Annotated in this window: 16 protein-coding genes; 12 read left to right on the forward strand and 4 right to left on the reverse strand. The window is 57.7% G+C overall.

Annotation, left to right across the window (positions count from 1 at the left end; all coding sequences use genetic code 11):
• The first annotated feature begins 23 nt into the window (after positions 1–23).
• From ASD05_RS25440 to ASD05_RS25455, 4 genes are all read left to right on the forward strand, one after another.
• The gene (locus ASD05_RS25440) at positions 24–776 is read left to right on the forward strand and encodes an SDR family oxidoreductase (RefSeq protein ID WP_056598245.1); all 753 of its coding nucleotides are present in this window, start codon (positions 24–26) and stop codon (positions 774–776) included.
• A gap of 42 nt (positions 777–818) precedes the next feature.
• On the forward strand, positions 819–1,439 hold the full coding sequence (locus ASD05_RS25445) for an isochorismatase family cysteine hydrolase (protein WP_056598248.1): 621 nt from the start codon (positions 819–821) through the stop codon (positions 1,437–1,439).
• Positions 1,440–1,505: 66 nt separating this feature from the next.
• Entirely contained in the window at positions 1,506–2,189 is a 684-nt protein-coding gene (locus ASD05_RS25450; RefSeq protein WP_056598251.1) for a glutathione S-transferase family protein, read from the forward strand.
• A gap of 136 nt (positions 2,190–2,325) precedes the next feature.
• A complete protein-coding gene (locus ASD05_RS25455) occupies positions 2,326–2,748 on the forward strand; it encodes an Lrp/AsnC family transcriptional regulator (protein WP_321165889.1) in 423 nt (140 codons plus the stop codon).
• 80 nt (positions 2,749–2,828) lie between these two features.
• Here the strand turns inward: ASD05_RS25455 and ASD05_RS25460 are convergent, their stop codons facing one another.
• From ASD05_RS25460 to ASD05_RS25470, 3 genes are all read right to left on the reverse strand, one after another.
• Complete coding sequence (locus ASD05_RS25460; RefSeq protein ID WP_235508107.1) at positions 2,829–3,722, reverse strand: alpha/beta fold hydrolase; 894 nt, start codon at positions 3,720–3,722, stop codon at positions 2,829–2,831.
• A 242-nt stretch (positions 3,723–3,964) separates the two neighbouring features.
• The gene (locus ASD05_RS25465) at positions 3,965–5,662 is read right to left on the reverse strand and encodes a flavin-containing monooxygenase (RefSeq protein WP_056598792.1); all 1,698 of its coding nucleotides are present in this window, start codon (positions 5,660–5,662) and stop codon (positions 3,965–3,967) included.
• A 103-nt stretch (positions 5,663–5,765) separates the two neighbouring features.
• Positions 5,766–7,127 (reverse strand): MFS transporter, encoded by a 1,362-nt coding sequence (locus ASD05_RS25470; RefSeq protein ID WP_056598263.1) that lies wholly within the window; start codon positions 7,125–7,127, stop codon positions 5,766–5,768.
• A 105-nt stretch (positions 7,128–7,232) separates the two neighbouring features.
• Between ASD05_RS25470 and ASD05_RS25475 the strand changes: the two genes are divergently transcribed.
• Entirely contained in the window at positions 7,233–7,727 is a 495-nt protein-coding gene (locus tag ASD05_RS25475; protein WP_056598265.1) for a MarR family winged helix-turn-helix transcriptional regulator, read from the forward strand.
• Positions 7,728–7,796: 69 nt separating this feature from the next.
• Here the strand turns inward: ASD05_RS25475 and ASD05_RS25480 are convergent, their stop codons facing one another.
• Complete coding sequence (locus tag ASD05_RS25480) at positions 7,797–8,684, reverse strand: LysR family transcriptional regulator (protein ID WP_056598267.1); 888 nt, start codon at positions 8,682–8,684, stop codon at positions 7,797–7,799.
• A gap of 122 nt (positions 8,685–8,806) precedes the next feature.
• Between ASD05_RS25480 and ASD05_RS25485 the strand changes: the two genes are divergently transcribed.
• From ASD05_RS25485 to ASD05_RS29755, 7 genes are all read left to right on the forward strand, one after another.
• Positions 8,807–9,871: a threonine aldolase family protein gene (locus tag ASD05_RS25485; RefSeq protein WP_056598269.1), complete on the forward strand. Its 1,065-nt coding sequence runs from the start codon at positions 8,807–8,809 to the stop codon at positions 9,869–9,871.
• Between the two features lie 47 nt (positions 9,872–9,918).
• Entirely contained in the window at positions 9,919–11,100 is a 1,182-nt protein-coding gene (locus ASD05_RS25490; protein ID WP_056598271.1) for a M24 family metallopeptidase, read from the forward strand.
• Between the two features lie 26 nt (positions 11,101–11,126).
• On the forward strand, positions 11,127–12,119 hold the full coding sequence (locus tag ASD05_RS25495) for a Bug family tripartite tricarboxylate transporter substrate binding protein (protein ID WP_082572330.1): 993 nt from the start codon (positions 11,127–11,129) through the stop codon (positions 12,117–12,119).
• An 86-nt stretch (positions 12,120–12,205) separates the two neighbouring features.
• Positions 12,206–13,126 carry an amino acid ABC transporter substrate-binding protein gene (locus ASD05_RS25500; protein ID WP_056598274.1) on the forward strand — a complete coding sequence of 307 codons (921 nt, stop codon included), beginning with the start codon at positions 12,206–12,208 and terminating at the stop codon, positions 13,124–13,126.
• 51 nt (positions 13,127–13,177) lie between these two features.
• Complete coding sequence (locus ASD05_RS25505; protein WP_056598280.1) at positions 13,178–13,891, forward strand: amino acid ABC transporter permease; 714 nt, start codon at positions 13,178–13,180, stop codon at positions 13,889–13,891.
• Between the two features lie 41 nt (positions 13,892–13,932).
• Entirely contained in the window at positions 13,933–14,616 is a 684-nt protein-coding gene (locus ASD05_RS25510; RefSeq protein ID WP_056598283.1) for an amino acid ABC transporter permease, read from the forward strand.
• A gap of 28 nt (positions 14,617–14,644) precedes the next feature.
• Positions 14,645–15,517 carry an amidohydrolase family protein gene (locus tag ASD05_RS29755; RefSeq protein ID WP_082572332.1) on the forward strand — a complete coding sequence of 291 codons (873 nt, stop codon included), beginning with the start codon at positions 14,645–14,647 and terminating at the stop codon, positions 15,515–15,517.
• Positions 15,518–15,598 lie beyond the last annotated feature (81 nt).

Raw genomic sequence — 15,598 nt, forward strand, 5'->3', positions numbered from 1 at the left:
ATCAACCCCTCAGGAGAATTTTCATGTCCCGCTTGCAAGGCAAACGTACTCTCATCACCGGCGGCACCAGCGGCATTGGCCTTGAAACGGCCAAGCAATTCCTCGCCGAAGGCGCGCGTGTCATCGTCACCGGCGTCAATCCCGATTCCCTCGCCAAGGCCCAGTCGGAATTGGGCAGCGAAGTTCTGGTGCTGCGCGCCGATTCAGCCAGCGTGGCCGCGCAGAAGGAGCTGGCACAAGCCGTCCAGGCTCACTACGGTCAACTCGACATCGCTTTCCTCAACGCTGGCGTATCCGTCTGGATGCCGATCGAAGAGTGGACAGAAGAAATGTTCGATCGCTCGTTCGACATCAATGTCAAGGGGCCGTATTTCCTGATTCAGGCCTTGCTGCCTGTCTTCGCGAGCCCCGCATCGGTGGTGCTCAATACATCGATCAATGCGCACGTCGGCGCGGTGCGCTCGTCGGTTTATGCCGCAACCAAGGCCGCATTTCTGAACATGTCGAAGACGCTTTCGAGCGAACTGCTCGGGCGCGGCATTCGCGTCAACGCCGTCAGCCCCGGCCCGGTCGAAACGCCGCTGTACGACAAGCTCGGCATTCCCGATGCCTATCGCGAGCAGGCCAACAAGGACATCGCCGCAACCATTCCGTTTGGACGTTTCGGCACGCCGGAAGAGGTCGCCAAGGCGGTGCTGTACCTGGCTTCGGACGAGTCCCGGTGGACGGTCGGCTCCGAAATCATCGTCGACGGCGGCCGCACGCTCAACGGCTGATTGCAAACCACACTCAAACCATCCTTAACGGGCAACTCTCCTATGAACACGCCTTCCACATCCCCGCAGACCACCGAATCCCGCAAAAGTGCGCTGATCCTCATCGAATATCAAAACGACTGGGTGGCATCTACCGGCAGCATCAATCCTCAATTCCAGGATCGCAAGCAGTTCGACGATTCGGTCGTGAATTCCGGGAAAGTGCTTGCCGAGGCCCGGCGCCGCAGCATGGAGGTGATTCACGTCGCCATGGTGTTGGAGCCGAGCTACAAGGCGATGGGCCAGGGCAGGTACGGTCTGCGCACCATGATCCCCGCCTACAAATCCTTCCTCGGCGAGCAGACGGAGTTCTTCCCAGGCTTCGAGCCAGTTGCCGGTGAGCATGTGATCACCGAGCGCACCGGCGGCAGCAGCGCCTTTGCCGCCACGACGCTGGACAGCTACTTGCGCAACAACAAGATCGAAGATATCTACCTGATGGGCTATGCCTTGCGCCAGTGCGTGGAATCGACGCTGCGCAATGCGCACGACCTTGGCTACCACACCAACGTCATCTACGACGCGTCGGCGGCCTTCACGCAGGAGCAGCAGGCCTCGTTCCTGGCGGATATCTTGCCTTTCTACGGCAATGCGGTTTCGACCCAAGAGTTCTTGAAGTCGTAAAACCAAACGAATCGCCACGCGACCGCCCCCATTCGTGGGGGCCTTGTTTTTACAGGGCTTCTTCCAATGTCACAAACGCAGTTGACACTTATCAGTCATCCCCTCTGCCCCTTCGTCCAGCGCGTCGCCATCGTGTTGCACGAAAAAGGGATCGCCTTCGAGCGGGTCAATGTCGATCTTCACGACAAGCCAGACTGGTTTCTCGCCATTTCTCCAATGGGCAAGGTTCCTTTGCTCAAGGTTTTGCACGCCGACGGACGCGATTCCGTTCTATTCGAAAGCGTCGCTATCTGCGAATACTTCGAGGATCTGCAACCCAGTCCGGCATTGCATCCGCAGGATGCGCTGCTTCGTGCACAACATCGTGCGTGGATCGAATTCGCTTCTGCTGCGTTGTCGGATGCCTGGGGCCTTCTGAACGCCACCGACCACGAGACAGCCTGTGCCAAAGCTGCTGCCTTCAGGAAGAAGCTGGAACGGTTTGAGGGCGAGATGTTGGACGGCCCTTACTTCGCTGGAAAAAGCTTCAGCATGGTGGATGCCGTCATGGCTCCGATCTTTCGATACTTCGACATTCTCGACTTCGACTTCGAGCCAACCCATCATGTGTTTGATGGGCTGAAACGGGTGGCAAACTGGCGTCTCGCCTTGGCTCGGCGTCCGAGCATCCAGGCCGCCGTCACGCAAGACTATGCCAGCCGGCTTCGCGCGCACTTGAAGGAAAAGGAAGCGCTTCTGGCGACTGTATAGAGGGGTGCGCCGCTTGTTTCAAGGACGACGCACTTGTTTGCGTCGGACTTCGCAAAGCTGTTGTAGACCGAAGATCTCGTAGCCGTCGCTCGGCTTCGTTTAACTGAGGGGCGCAGCCCGCAGAGGAAATACTCCACTGGCCGAGGATGCGACTCGCAGCTATGCCGACCTTGGGAAAGCCCTGAATCTCTCTGCCACCGCCGTGCACGAGCGCGTGAAGAAGTTGAAATATGACGGCGTCATCAAAGCTGTCACCGCCGACATCGACGGCGCCGCCGTGGGGCGGGCAGTCCTCGCGTTCGTCCACGTCAACACGCGAAGCTGGGCAGTAACCCAGCAGTTTTTGCCTCTAGAGCAATTTCCGGAGGTCGAGGAGATTCACTCGGTGGCAGGTGAGACCGCCATGATCCTGAAGGTGCGAACGGGGGACACCCAGGATCTCAATGCTCTCCTTGCAAGGATTCACGCGATCGATGGCTTTGAGGGCACAGTCAACACCGGCAACGGGCATTCATGGCGAGGGCCGTTCCACATGCTGCGCCAGGTCTTCGACATCTGAGCGAACGGCCGCGGTCAAGAGGGCCATGAGCTGACGCTTACCGGCGACCCCAGCGGCGCCTATTCGGTACGTGTATGCGATCACCCTTGATTGCGCATGATGTCTCTCAAAATCGCAGCTAGTTCCTGCGGATGAGTGATATTAGGGGAGTGGGGGCCGTCCATCTGGTGGAAAACCACATTCGGAGCTACAGGTCGAACGTGCTTCGGCCAGTCCGGCTCCACTAGCTGGTCTTGGGCGGTCGTGATCACCGAGACTGGAACGGCAGCGTCAGCCAAACTGTTGGGGTACCTGTCCTCGATGACGGCAGGCGCCGCGGCGGGGTGTTTGAGTCTCAGTGAGACCATGGCCGCGTAATGGCCGGGAGCCAAAGAGTTTTCGTAGCGGCGGTCGATATGCTCGTCCAGTCCTGAGGTCCTATTCGTCAACACCTCCACGACTCGTGAGATGTACTCACGTCCGGGCTCCAGGTCGGCGAGGAGTTGCTTGGCAAATTCGACCCGCCACGGTCCACCGGTGCCTGCGACACTTGTCGCGCTCGCCATAGGAAAGGCAGAGACCGCAGCGGCGCGAAGTGCCAACGTTCCGCCGAAGGAAGTTCCCACCACGTGCGGTGGGCCACCTAGCTGCAGAAGCTTGAGAAAGCCAGCGAGGTGACGCAACCGATGCTCAAAGGGCGATGCGCCGAACATCACGACCTTGTCGGTTTGGCCGAAGCCGGGAAGATCGGGCGCGACCACGCGGTGATCGGCTGCCAAATCTATCAGGACGTCCCTCCAAGACAACATCGCGTCGGCGCCCCAGGCGCCATCGTGTAGCAAGAGGACCGGTGTCGAACTTGGGTCGCCGGCAGTGTAGTAGCTGGTATGCACACCTCCGACATCTAGAAGGGCATGCTCGATGTGTACCATGTCTACGGTTGCCGACTCATCCGCACGTCCGATCGAGCGTCGGCCACGTTTGTCTTGATCCACGAGGTTCAAGTTTTCTCCTGAAGGATGTCATCTTGGAGATGACCGGTTAAAAACAACGCGACTTACTGGCCTCGTTGCAGGCCGAGCGTTCACTCGGCAAAAGTAAAGAAGCGGCCTGGCCAACGCCCGCAAAACGGCGGCTTATTTCGCTGCCATTGCGCATCGAGCTACGCCGCGTTCGGCTGAACACCTGAAGACGTTTCATCTGAGGCGATCGAAGGCTCGTGACTCCGTCGCCGCTTTTAGACGCCTCCGCCGGCCAGACCGGCCTGCGCCTCTTGCGCCGCACCCGCACTAGCCAACTGCTTCGCGGTCGATGTGTTCGAGCGGGTCAGATGGAACCCCTCGTAACCGGCTTCGGCCACGTCGTCGCACTTCTTTCTGTAATTTCCATGCCCCCCGAGATAAGGCAGGAAGACTTGCGCTTTTCCGGGAACGTTGGCGCCGAGGTACCACGAGTTCGCTTTCAGATAAAGCGTGCGTGACACAAGATCCTGCACATGCTGCATCCACTCGTGCTCAGCGTTCGCGTTGGCATCAATGCATTCGAAGTTGTGCTGTCGCATGTACTTCATCAAGCGCGTTATCCAATCGACGTGCTGCTCGATCCCCATCGACATGTTGGCCAACGGCCCTGGACTGCCTGGCCCGGTGACGGTAAACATGTTCGGGAATTCGCTGGCCATGAGACCCAGATAGGTCTTTGCGCCTTCCGCCCACTTGTCGCTGAGCGCGCGCCCTCCGAGCCCGCGCACATCGATTTGGTTAAGCGCACCAGTGAGCGCGTCGTATCCTGTAGCGTAGATCAGGACGTCGAGTTCGTGCACGCATTCCTTAGTGCGCACGCCATTCGGCACGATCTCCTCGATCGGCGTGGACTGGAGGTCAACGAGCGTGACGTTCTCGCGGTTGTAGACGTCGTAGTAAGTGTCCCCGAGGCATGGTCGCTTGGTGGCAAAGGGAAACCCATAGGGCAGCAGCTTCTTCGCTACTTCCGGATTCTTGACGGTCGTGCGAATCTTTTCGCGCACGAACTCGGCGACGGTTTCGTTCGCTTCCTCGTTTGACAGGATGTCACCGTAGCAAGCGCGAAAGGCGAGAAGGTGGCTGTTCTCCCACGCGTTTTCGTACTTCTTCTGGCGCTCAAGAGGGCTCGCCTCCAGCGCGGACTCGTAGGCGGCGGGAACTGAATTGCCGAAGCGGGTCAACCGGCTGATCGCTCGACGTTCGCTGTAGCCCGAGCGCACCCGCGCTCGCATTGCCGGTGTGAGGGCGTAGTTTTTCGCAGGAAGCACGAATACTGCCGTACGCTGAAAAACCGTAAGGTGCTTGCACGTCCCGGCTATTGCCTGGATGACTTGCACACCCGAAGAACCGGTGCCGATAATGCCCACTCGCTTGTTAGAGAAGTCGATGTCGTGCTGCGGCCAGCGACCCGTATGGAAGCTTTCTCCTCGAAAGCTTTCCGCTCCAGGGATGTCCGGGGGCTTTGGGACGGACAACACGCCGGTCGCCGGGACGAAGAAGCGGGCGGTGGTGGTGTTGCCGTCCGAAGTTGCAATCGTCCAAACATTGCGCTCTTGGTCGAAGATGGCCGACTCCACCCGCGTATTGAAGCGGAAGGACTCACGAAGGCTGAAGCGGTCAGCTACATGATTGAGGTAGCGCATCAGCTCTCCAGCTGTGGGATAGCGCTCGGTCCAGTTCCACTCATCCTGCAGCGCCTGGGAGAACGAGTATGAGTAGTCCCAGCATTCAAGATCAACGCGCGCACCTGGATAACGATTCCAGTACCAGGTACCGCCAACACCGTCACCAGCTTCGAACGCCTGGACTTTGAAGCCTGCGTCGCGTAGAGACTTGACAGCGTAAAGGCCTCCGAACCCGGCGCCAACGACAACCGCGTCGACCACGGACCCAATGGAAATATCGTTCTTCATGACCATCCTTAGATAACAAGCTTGAAAAATTGGCACCGCGTCAAATGGACGGCTGCCATGTGGACCGACCTGCTTCGATCACGCTCCAGTACTCTCGATGGCTTTATTGCGTGGTCGCCTGTATCCGCGTGCCGTCCTGAAAGCCGCTGCCGCTCAACCGGGTAATCGCGACACTTGCTGCGGTCCCAAAGCTGAGCGGGATCAGCAGCATCAGAAAGACATGGTGAAGTGGCAAGTTCATCGCCAGGAGGGCTCCGCCGAGGATCGGCCCGCTCACCGCTCCAACGCGACCGATAGCGAAGGCCCAACCGGAGCCGTTTGCTCGGAAGGCAGTTGGGTAAATGAGTGCCGATGCAGCGTTGAGTCCTAGTTGGAGACCGAGGAGGCAGAAACCCGCGAAGAAAACTCCCACCATGAGCAGCGGAACCTCGCCGGTAAGAAATCCCAGCGAACCGACAATGGGAAGAGACAGCGCGAACAAAACAGCGACCGGCTTGAATCCGTGCTTATCAAGGGGTCGCGCAAGCGCCAGGCCACCAATGGTGCCCCCGATCTGGAAGATTGATGTGGCGATAGCCGCGTGTGAGGCGGTCACTTGTGCAGAGGCGAGGACAGTGGGTAACCAGCTGTTGGTGAAATAGAAGGCCATCTGACAACAGATGAACATGACCCAGAGGAGGGGAGTCAGGTAAGCAAGTCGGCCAGTAAAAAGTAGCTTTGGCTGAAATCCCGAATAGCCCGATTCCCCCTGAACGACGAATTTCGTGTTCGGACCAATCACAAGGGCCGAGTTGAGAGCGCGCACGATGCCGACGATTGATTTCCGGCTGCGTTCGTTCAATACAAGAAATTTCAGGGATTCAGGCAGGAAAAAGACCGCCAGGATGGCAACCGCAATTGGTGCAATACCGCCAATGAGGAAGAGGATCCGCCATCCGTAGGCGGGCACGAGAGTCGCGGAAATCAGCCCCGGCAGCGCCCCTCCGAAGGTGAGGCCCGTAAACATGATGATGATCAGCGTCGCGCGGACCCGGCGCGGCGCGAACTCTCCATTCAGTGCCGTGATATTTGGGAGCAGCCCCCCGATGCCGATCCCGGCGAGGAAGCGCAGACAGAGCAGCTCAGTGGATGAACTGACCTTGATGCAGGCAAGTGTGAACACGGCGAATAGCAAGCACGAGCCAATGATCGCGACCTTGCGGCCGAATCGATCGCCGACGTAGCCGAACAACGGGGCGCCGAGCGCAACGCCGACCAGGCTCGCACTAAAGACTGGCCCGAGCGCAGCCAAGGTCGTGATCTGCCATTCCTTCACAAGGTAAGGCGCGGCGAACGCTGCAGCAGTGAGCTCGTAGCCGTCCAGCAGAACGAACAGAAAGGAGATCACCAAAAGCTTGACGTTGAAGCGATTGATGCGGCGATCGTCGATCAACCGCGAAACATCGATGGTGAGAGCTTCTGCCATGGTTTCTATAGTGATAAGTGTACTGTTAATGAGTGTGCTGACGATAAGTGTAGGCTTATAATTCTTGCAAAATCCCCGTGTTAACCCTTAGTTCTCCCCGAAACGATGACTGCCGAATTCGAGCACCTTCCCGGATACCAAGTCAGGCGCTTGCACCAAATCGCGGTTGCTTTGTTTCTCGAGGAGACAAAGCTGCATGGCATCACCCCGGTTCAATACGGGGCGTTAGCGGCGGTTGCGGCTCAGCCGGGAATCGACCAGCGAGGTCTAGCTCGTGCGATCGGCATTGACACCTCAACCATTGGCAGTGTGGTCGACCGTCTTGAGGCCCGTGGGTTGATGACCCGGAACGCAAGTCCCGATGACCGGCGGGTGCGTCTACTGACCATCACGCCCGAAGGCGAAAGCCTACTCTCGGTGGTGGAGCCTGGCCTGCTTCGCACGCAAGAACGACTCCTTGCGCCTTTGCCGGCTGACCAGCAAGCGGACTTCATGAAGATGCTGATGACCTTGGTCCACGGCAACAGTTCAGTCAGTCGCGCTCCCAGTAGCTCGGACGGACCGGCCCGCGAAATTTTGGGCGACAAACTGACTCCGTAGGGTTGAATTCCATCCAGAAGTGACCCAGTGGGGGTGCGGTGCCCCAATCGTGATACCGCGCCATCCGATTCAGACGGTGATAACCCTGGCGTTTTGAACCTCTGCGAAAGCACTGGCCACCTCGATCACCTTTCTGTTTCCGTCATCCGTGCGTCTCCAAACCAAGGAGATACGACGAAACGGTGCCTGCTTGCCGAGGCTGACTTCCTGCAACTCATATGCCTGCAGGAGTTGATGCCGCGGCTGGGGTACCACCGTGACCCCCATACCGAGAGAAACCATCGACACGATGGCATCCATCGAACGCAATTCCATGCTGCAGGCGATGTTAGGTACCAGGGCACGAACATGCCTGGCGGCGATCTTTCCACCCGGCAGGCTGGTGTCGTAACCAATCCATCCGTGGTCGGCCAACAGCCGACGGGGGTCGGTGGACGTAGCGTTGGGCGGAGCCAGCATGACATAGGGCTGCTTGTGCAGGTCATGCCAAACCATCCGCGTAGAGCCTCCCGCTCCAGGACGTACCAGCAGCGCGGCTTCGATCCGCCCGGCGCGTAGCTCGGTCAGCAGCTCGTCGGTGTCATTGAGGGGCGGAATGCGCACGTCGAGGCCCGGGTGACGTGCCCGCAAAAGCTGCAGCGCCGGAGGCATCAGGTCGCTCTGCATGCTGGTGATGACGCCGAGCCGGAACCGCCCCTCGATCACCATCGTCGGCTTGGCCCGCAGGGCATCCAGACGGTTGCTGAAATCGGAAGCAGCTGCCGCGACTTCTCGTGCGAACGGAGTGGGCCTGACCACTCGCGTGCTGCGATCGAAAAGCGGTTGGCCAAAGAACTCTTCCAACTGGCGGACCTGCAGGCTAACGGCGCTGGGAGTGCAGCCGACCGCCGCACCAGCGGCGGTAAAAGTGCCATGCACCAGGATGGCACGAAGGGTGTTCAAGGAGCTGATATTCATGAGTTCAACTCAAAGTTGAAATGTGAATATATCAATTCTCGATAAGGCACGTACTGCCAAAATCCGCTCCATACAAGGGGGACGACGCAGTCCTCGATCAGCAAACCACAAGACAGCGAATCATGAATCCTTCAACTCTGACCTCTACGGTTGACCTTCGCAGCGATACCGTCACCCTTCCGACCGAAGCCATGTACGAATCCATGCGCGGGGCGGTGTTGGGTGACGACGGATTGGACGGTGACCCGACAGCTGCCCAACTTGAACGCTTCACTGCCGGGCTCCTCGGCAAGGCAGCTGGCATGTATGCGCCGAGCGCCACCATGGCCAACTTGCTGTCGATCCTTGCGCAGGTGGACAGGGCTGATACGGTGTTGGCTGGCAGTGGTTCGCATATCTACACCGCTGAACGCGGTGCAGCCACCTTTACCGGAACCTTCTATCAGCCCATCCCTGATCCGAATGGCGCGATGGATCTGAACGTGTTGAAGGCAACGCTGAGCTCGACCAAGGGAAACCTCAGACCGGGCCTTGTGTGCGTGGAAACGTCTCACAACAACGAAGGCGGTTCGGTCGCATCCCTGGACCACATGCGCCAGGTCTATGAAGCGGCGCACGCTGCAGGCGTCCACGTGCATCTCGACGGCGCTCGGCTGTTCAATGCGGCCTTGGCCCTCGGCGTGCCCGCTGCGGAACTGTGCACCTATGCCGACACGGTCTCGGTATGCCTCTCCAAGGGGCTCAGCGCGCCGATGGGTGCTGTCCTGGTGGGTTCCAAGGAAGTCATCCTGCGCGCTCGCTGGCTGCGCAAGCTGATTGGCGGCGCGCAGCGCCAGGTCGGCATTGCCGCTGCTGCGGGCGTCACGGCTCTGACTTCGATGATCGACCGGCTCCACGAAGACCACACCCAGGCAAAAGCGCTGGCCGAGGGGCTGTTTGCCATCGAGGGACTGCGCATCCGTCACCCCCAAACCAACATCGTTCAGCTCGACCTGTCGGGCACCGGTTTGAACGCGAAGCAGTGGGAAGCCGAGCTTCGCGTGCGCAACGTGCTGGTACGCCCCTGGGGCCCAGCGCTCCTGCGGTGCGTGACCCACCGTCACATCAATTCTGCATCTGTCGACTCTGCAGTTCAGGCTTTCCGCGCTGTGGCCGCGACTGCTACTGCAGCCAAAGCAGAGGCCTGAATAGCCAAGTTAGACGCCGCGTTTTTCATCCAACCAAAGAGGCTCTCATGAACAAAGAAATCCAGTTCGAAAAGCAACCCCCGAGCTTTTACGCCGGCGACGAACTGCATTCGATCAAGCAGCAGAAGTTGCAGAAGGCGCTGGAAGAGTCGGGCTTCGATGCCTTCCTCTTCTTCAAGGCTGAAGCCGTGCGCTATGTCACCGATTTCTATGTGAAGGGTTTCCGTCCCTTTCTGGAACCGGAATATGTCGCTCTGGTGGTCAAGGGCAAGTCGCCAATCGTTGGCTACATCTCTGGCAGCGATGACCTGCGCATCAAGTTCAAGTCGGACATCGAAGATGCACGCCGTCTGCCGCATGTCTCGAAGTGGCACGAGGTCATCGAAAAGATGCTCAGCGACTATGGCGTTTCGACTGGCCGCATCGGCACCGACATCATGCCGCACATGGTCTATCAAGGCCTGACCCGCGCACTGCCGGCACTGCAGATCGGCGACGTCGCGCCGATGTGGCTGCAGCTCACCGCCGTCAAGCACCCGCTCGAAGTCGAACTGATCCGCAACTCGCTGAAGGTTGCGGACCTGGGCGCGCTGGCCGCCATCGAAGCGATCAAGCCGGGCGTGAGCGAGCATTTCGTTTCGGCCACCGCAGTGGCCGCGATGCGGCGCGCCGGCTCTGAATTCGAGCCCTTCATTCCGCTGATCGCATCGGGCCCGAACGCCTCGATGTTCGAACGCATCGCAACCGAAAAGATCATCCGCGAAGGCGAGATGGTGATCCTGGACCTGGGTGCCGTGGTCAAGGGCTATACCGCCGACCTGGGCCGCACCGTCCTCTGCGGCGGCGAGCCGACCGATACACAGCGCGCCATCTACCGCGCTACGTACGAGGCGCTGCAGGAAGCCAAAAAGATGATCCGCCCGGGCGTGACCGGCAAGGCCATCGATGCCCGCGCCCGTGAAGTCATCGCAGACCACGGCTGGGGCGATTACGTCTACACCGGTAACACCGGGCACCAGTTGGGTTACGGCCTGCATGGCGAGCCGCTGGTGGACCGCCGCGTGGACTTCGTTGTCGAAGAAAACATGGTCATGTGCCTGGAGCCGCGCGTGGTCCTACCGGACCAACCGCACGTCGGCGGCGCCCACCTCGAAGACGTCGTTGTTGTGACCGCAACCGGCGTCGAGCAACTCAATACCACCCCCTACGACGACCGCCTACTGGGCTAAGTCGAATCTCTTGAAGGAGAGCAGTCATGAGTGAAGCTTCAGTCAGCCGCCGCAAATTTTCCGCGGCAATGGGTTCTGCAGTTCTGGCGATGGCCGCGCCGCGCCTCGCCCACGCCCAGGGCGACAAACCGCTGTCGATCGTCGTGGGCTATCCCCCTGGCGGCAGCACTGACGCCTTCGCACGGCTGATCTCCGTTCCGCTCTCGACCGCCCTGAACGGTCGCAATATCCTCGTGCGAAATGTCCCCGGCGCCGGCGGCCAGATCGCCGCGACCACGTTGCTGCGTGAAGGCGCGGACGGCTCCACGGTGCTGGCCATCAACCAGCCGGACCTGAACCTAGCGGTCGCACGAGGCAGCGCGAACTTCAAGATAACCGACTTCCGCGTCATCATGGCCGACCTGCATGAGCCGCGTGTGTTTTTGGTCAAGAACGATTCAGAGCTCAATACCTTCGCAAAGTTCGTTGCGCAGGCCAAAGCCAAGCCCGGCAAGCTGTCCATCTCGGTCACCGGAGGCTCGGCCCAGGAAACCATGGCGCAGTGGCTGATCGAGCACCTCAAGATCGACGCGACCATCGTCCCCTACAAAGGCGGGTCCGAATCCATCAACGCGCTGCTCGCCGGCGACGTGACGGCAAACTTGGGCGACGACTTCGTTCGTTCGATCATGCGCACGAAGACCACCGCCCTGTTCATCGGCTCCGACAAGAAGAGCCCGCGTTGGCCGGAGGCCCCGACGCTCGAAAGCCTGCTGACGGGCTATGGAGTGAAGATGCCTTCGCCGCATTTTCTGGCGCGGTACGGCGTCTACGTGGTGTCGGCCGCTTTCGCGGAGAAAAACCCCAAGGCCTACCAAGAACTTCAACAAAGCATGTTGAAAGCACGGTCGGGCGCAGTTTTCACCGAATACGTGCACAAGAACAATCTGAACGATCTGTCGCTTGGTACCGCGGGCGAACAATATGAACCGATTTTTGCTTCCGAAATGAAGGAAATTGAACGTCTGAAGCCCCGCTGAGTTGCATTGGCTCCAGGCGTCAATTTGGCTTGAAACTTAAATCAGCCGATCCAGAGAATTTCCTTTTCCAACCTTGAAAGAATGAGATGAAACTTAATAGCCTTCATGCAGTTGCCGCCGTCGCAACGAGTTTCCTTGCTTCTATCGTGACGGCCCACGCGCAAACGCCCAGCCGCCTTGACAAGATCAAGGCTGAGCAAACCATCTCCATAGGCTCTCCCACCAGCTCGCTGCCATTCGCGTTCATGGACGGCAACCAGAAGATGGTGGGGTATTCGATCGAGATTTGCCAACGGGTGACGGACATCATCAAGTCTTCTCTCGCCGTTCCCAAAGTAGACATCCGCTATGTGCCGGTGACCTCGGCCACTCGTCTGCAGTTACTCGCCAATGGAACCATCGACCTGGAGTGTGGAAATACCACCAACACGGCGGAGCGCCACCAGTTTGTCGATTTCGCACCGACGACCTTTGTCGCCAAAGTTGTTCTTTTGGGCAAAAAAGATAGCAAACTGGATATGAACGACGTGCAAGCGTTCAAGGGTAAAACCGTCACTAGTCTTTCGGGCGGGCTGAACCTCGCGGTGATTCAAAAAATCAATGCGGAGCAAAAGCTCGGTATGTCAGTCGTTCCGGTCAAGGACGCTCCTGAATCCTTTCTTTCTGTGAAAACGTCGCGAGCTGCGGCGACAGTGGCCGACGACGGAATGGCATATGCACTCGTCGCCACGTCCGGCGCGCCTGACGATTACGTCATCGGCACGAAGGCGCTCGTCGTCGCGCCTTACGGAATTGTGATACCGAAGGATGATCTCCGCTTCAAAAAGGCGGTCGATGCTGCGATCGTGTCACTGATTAAAAGCGGTGAAGTCGCAAAGATTTATGACAAATATTTCAACGCTCCTGTACCGCCGCACGGTATCAATCTGAAATACCCGATGAGCGCTGAACTCAAAAAGGCACTGGCCAATCCGACCGATTCTCCAGACCCCAAAGCCTACGAGTAACCGCGTCTAGATTGGCGTAGGGTATTAATAATCGTCGAGAGGATATTTGCCATGAATTACAAATGGAGTTGGTCAATTTTTGGCGAAATGTCTCTCGATGGTGTCCACACATTTTATGAGTCTTTGCTAATCGGAACTGTGTGGACTTTATCCCTGGCCATTTCCGCATGGATTTTTGCCTTTTGCCTGGGGTCGGTTTTTGGCATAGGCCGAACGGTTCCGAGCAAAGCGATGAGGAGCATCTCGGCCGTTTTCGTGGAATTCTTTCGTGGAATTCCGCTGCTGGTTCAGATGTTTCTTTGGTATTTTGTTTTTCCGGAAATAATCCCGAGCGCCTGGGGGAATGCCATCAAAGGTTTACCAGCACCATGGGCGCAATTTTTTCCGGCTTTGCTGTGCTTGAGTCTTTATCAAGCCGCGCATGTCACGGAAATCATCAAATCCGGCGTTCAGTCGGTAGCGCGCGGCCAAAAAAACGCAGCCGCTGCCGTGGGGTTTAACGCCGTACAGATGTACCGTTATGTCATCTTGCCTCAAGCTTTCAGAATGGTGATTCCGCCATTGACCTCACAGTTTATGTCGACGGTCAAATCATCATCGGTTGCAATGACGATCGGCCTTATTGAGCTCACGGGTGCGGCTCGATCGATGCAAGAATTTAGCTTTCACGTTTTCGAAGCATTCAGTGCGGCCACGATCATCTACCTCTTGTTAAATATTATTGTGGTCCGGGGCATGCGTCGACTGGAGGTGCTACAGCGCTAAGGATAGCGATGTAGTTCACAACAATCTTTGCGGTATCGACCATGAATATTTTCGACAGCGCGAGCTCAGGCAATGAGCTTCAGTATCTTTTTGCGACCGGCATGCGTTTCTCCCTCGAGCTGACCCTGGCGTCCGCGGTGATGGGGATGCTCATCGGGACAGGCATGGCACTTATTCGCATTGCAAATGTCCGCTTTCTTTCCAAAGTTGTAGAGGTTTATGTCAACACCATGCGGTCGGTACCGCTACTGCTGGTGATATTCTGGATCTATTTTTTGTCGCCGTATATCTTGGGGTGGGTGTTGAGAGCGACTCAGCCTGTGCAGGTCGGTGGCTACACGTCGGCTTTCGTTACGTTCATTTTGTTTGAGAGCGCTTATTTCTGCGAAATCATGCGAGCTGGCATAGGCTCTGTTCGCAAACCACAAGTGCAGGCGGCATTCGCGCTCGGCATGAACTACCGCCAGGCCATGACATTGGTGGTGTTGCCGCAAGCTCTCAAAAACATGGCGCCCACGATTCTGTCGCAGATTATCGTCCTATTCCAGGATACGTCACTTGTATACGTGCTGTCGTTAACCGATTTTTTCGGCGCCGCATCGGAGCTGGGCGCACGAGACGGGAGGGTGGTAGAACTCTATGTCTTCGCTGCAGCAATTTATCTCGTCATCTGCGTTTGCGCGTCAGCCGGCGTCAAATACCTACAGCGTAAAGCTGCTGTTTAAGTGATCCCTTTTCTTTATTAAGATTAAAATGGCTTCCGATCTTGTGATTCCCTACAACGCATGCGATTCACATTTGCATATTTTCGATCCGCGCTTTCGTGAAATTCTGCGCGCTGACGATATGGATGCTATTCCGTGCACCGTTGGCGCATACACATCCGTTCAACAAGCTTTGCAGACGGACCGGGCTGTCATCGTCACGCCGCGGAATTACGACGTTGACAATGCTGTCACCGCAGACGCAATCGCACAAATGGGCCTTCACCGCGCCCGCGGGGTAGCTGTGCTTCGGCCAGACGTGAGTGATTCGACGTTGGCTTCGCTGGATAAGCAGGGAATTCGAGGCATACGGTTTACGCTGTATACGCCGGAAAATGCGCCAACCTCCTTTGACATGATTGCCCCGTTGGCAGAGCGGATCAAGGTGTTTGGCTGGCATTTGCAGCTCCATTGGACTGCTGATCAAATCGTACAGTATGAACGCATGCTCTATGAGTTACCGGTCGAACTCGTTTTTGATCACTTGGGAAGGCTCCCTGTGAAACAAGGTCTTCAGCACCCTGCAGCTGCGATTATCGAGCGGCTCTTGCGTAGTGGCAGAGCATGGATGAAGGTTTCTGCGCCTTATCTAGACTCCAAAACTGGCGAACAATCTTTTTACCAAGACGTCGATCAGATAGCCCGGCATTGGATCAACGTGGCGCCCGACCGTGTTGTTTGGGGTAGCGACTGGCCCCATACATCCCTCAAAAATCCGACGGATACGAACAGTTTTATTCGGAAACTGCTTTCCTGGGTAGATGACCAAGAGACCCTCGACAAGATTTTGGTATCAAATCCTGAACGACTCTACGGCTTTCCTCGGGGTGGTGTCCAAAACCTGCGTAGCGAGGCTGTCTGAAGCGAGGTAACTCCAGTTTGCCAGACCCATTCGGGTGAACAACCTATTGAGACATCACACTGATATGGTCGCTCGCGTCAA

The sequence above is a fragment of the Variovorax sp. Root434 genome, from assembly GCF_001426595.1.
GTDB lineage: Bacteria > Pseudomonadota > Gammaproteobacteria > Burkholderiales > Burkholderiaceae_C > Variovorax.

Excerpts from the sequence above, each read along its gene's own strand:
- ASD05_RS25440 (WP_056598245.1), top strand. The coding sequence starts at position 24 with ATGTCCCGCTTGCAAGGCAAACGTACTCTCATCACCGGCGGCACCAGC.
- ASD05_RS25445 (WP_056598248.1), top strand. The coding sequence starts at position 819 with ATGAACACGCCTTCCACATCCCCGCAGACCACCGAATCCCGCAAAAGT.
- ASD05_RS25450 (WP_056598251.1), top strand. The coding sequence starts at position 1,506 with ATGTCACAAACGCAGTTGACACTTATCAGTCATCCCCTCTGCCCCTTC.
- ASD05_RS25465 (WP_056598792.1), bottom strand. The coding sequence starts at position 5,662 with ATGAAGAACGATATTTCCATTGGGTCCGTGGTCGACGCGGTTGTCGTT.
- ASD05_RS25470 (WP_056598263.1), bottom strand. The coding sequence starts at position 7,127 with ATGGCAGAAGCTCTCACCATCGATGTTTCGCGGTTGATCGACGATCGC.
- ASD05_RS25475 (WP_056598265.1), top strand. The coding sequence starts at position 7,233 with ATGACTGCCGAATTCGAGCACCTTCCCGGATACCAAGTCAGGCGCTTG.
- ASD05_RS25480 (WP_056598267.1), bottom strand. The coding sequence starts at position 8,684 with ATGAATATCAGCTCCTTGAACACCCTTCGTGCCATCCTGGTGCATGGC.
- ASD05_RS25485 (WP_056598269.1), top strand. The coding sequence starts at position 8,807 with ATGAATCCTTCAACTCTGACCTCTACGGTTGACCTTCGCAGCGATACC.
- ASD05_RS25490 (WP_056598271.1), top strand. The coding sequence starts at position 9,919 with ATGAACAAAGAAATCCAGTTCGAAAAGCAACCCCCGAGCTTTTACGCC.
- ASD05_RS25495 (WP_082572330.1), top strand. The coding sequence starts at position 11,127 with ATGAGTGAAGCTTCAGTCAGCCGCCGCAAATTTTCCGCGGCAATGGGT.
- ASD05_RS25500 (WP_056598274.1), top strand. The coding sequence starts at position 12,206 with ATGAAACTTAATAGCCTTCATGCAGTTGCCGCCGTCGCAACGAGTTTC.
- ASD05_RS25505 (WP_056598280.1), top strand. The coding sequence starts at position 13,178 with ATGAATTACAAATGGAGTTGGTCAATTTTTGGCGAAATGTCTCTCGAT.
- ASD05_RS25510 (WP_056598283.1), top strand. The coding sequence starts at position 13,933 with ATGAATATTTTCGACAGCGCGAGCTCAGGCAATGAGCTTCAGTATCTT.
- ASD05_RS29755 (WP_082572332.1), top strand. The coding sequence starts at position 14,645 with ATGGCTTCCGATCTTGTGATTCCCTACAACGCATGCGATTCACATTTG.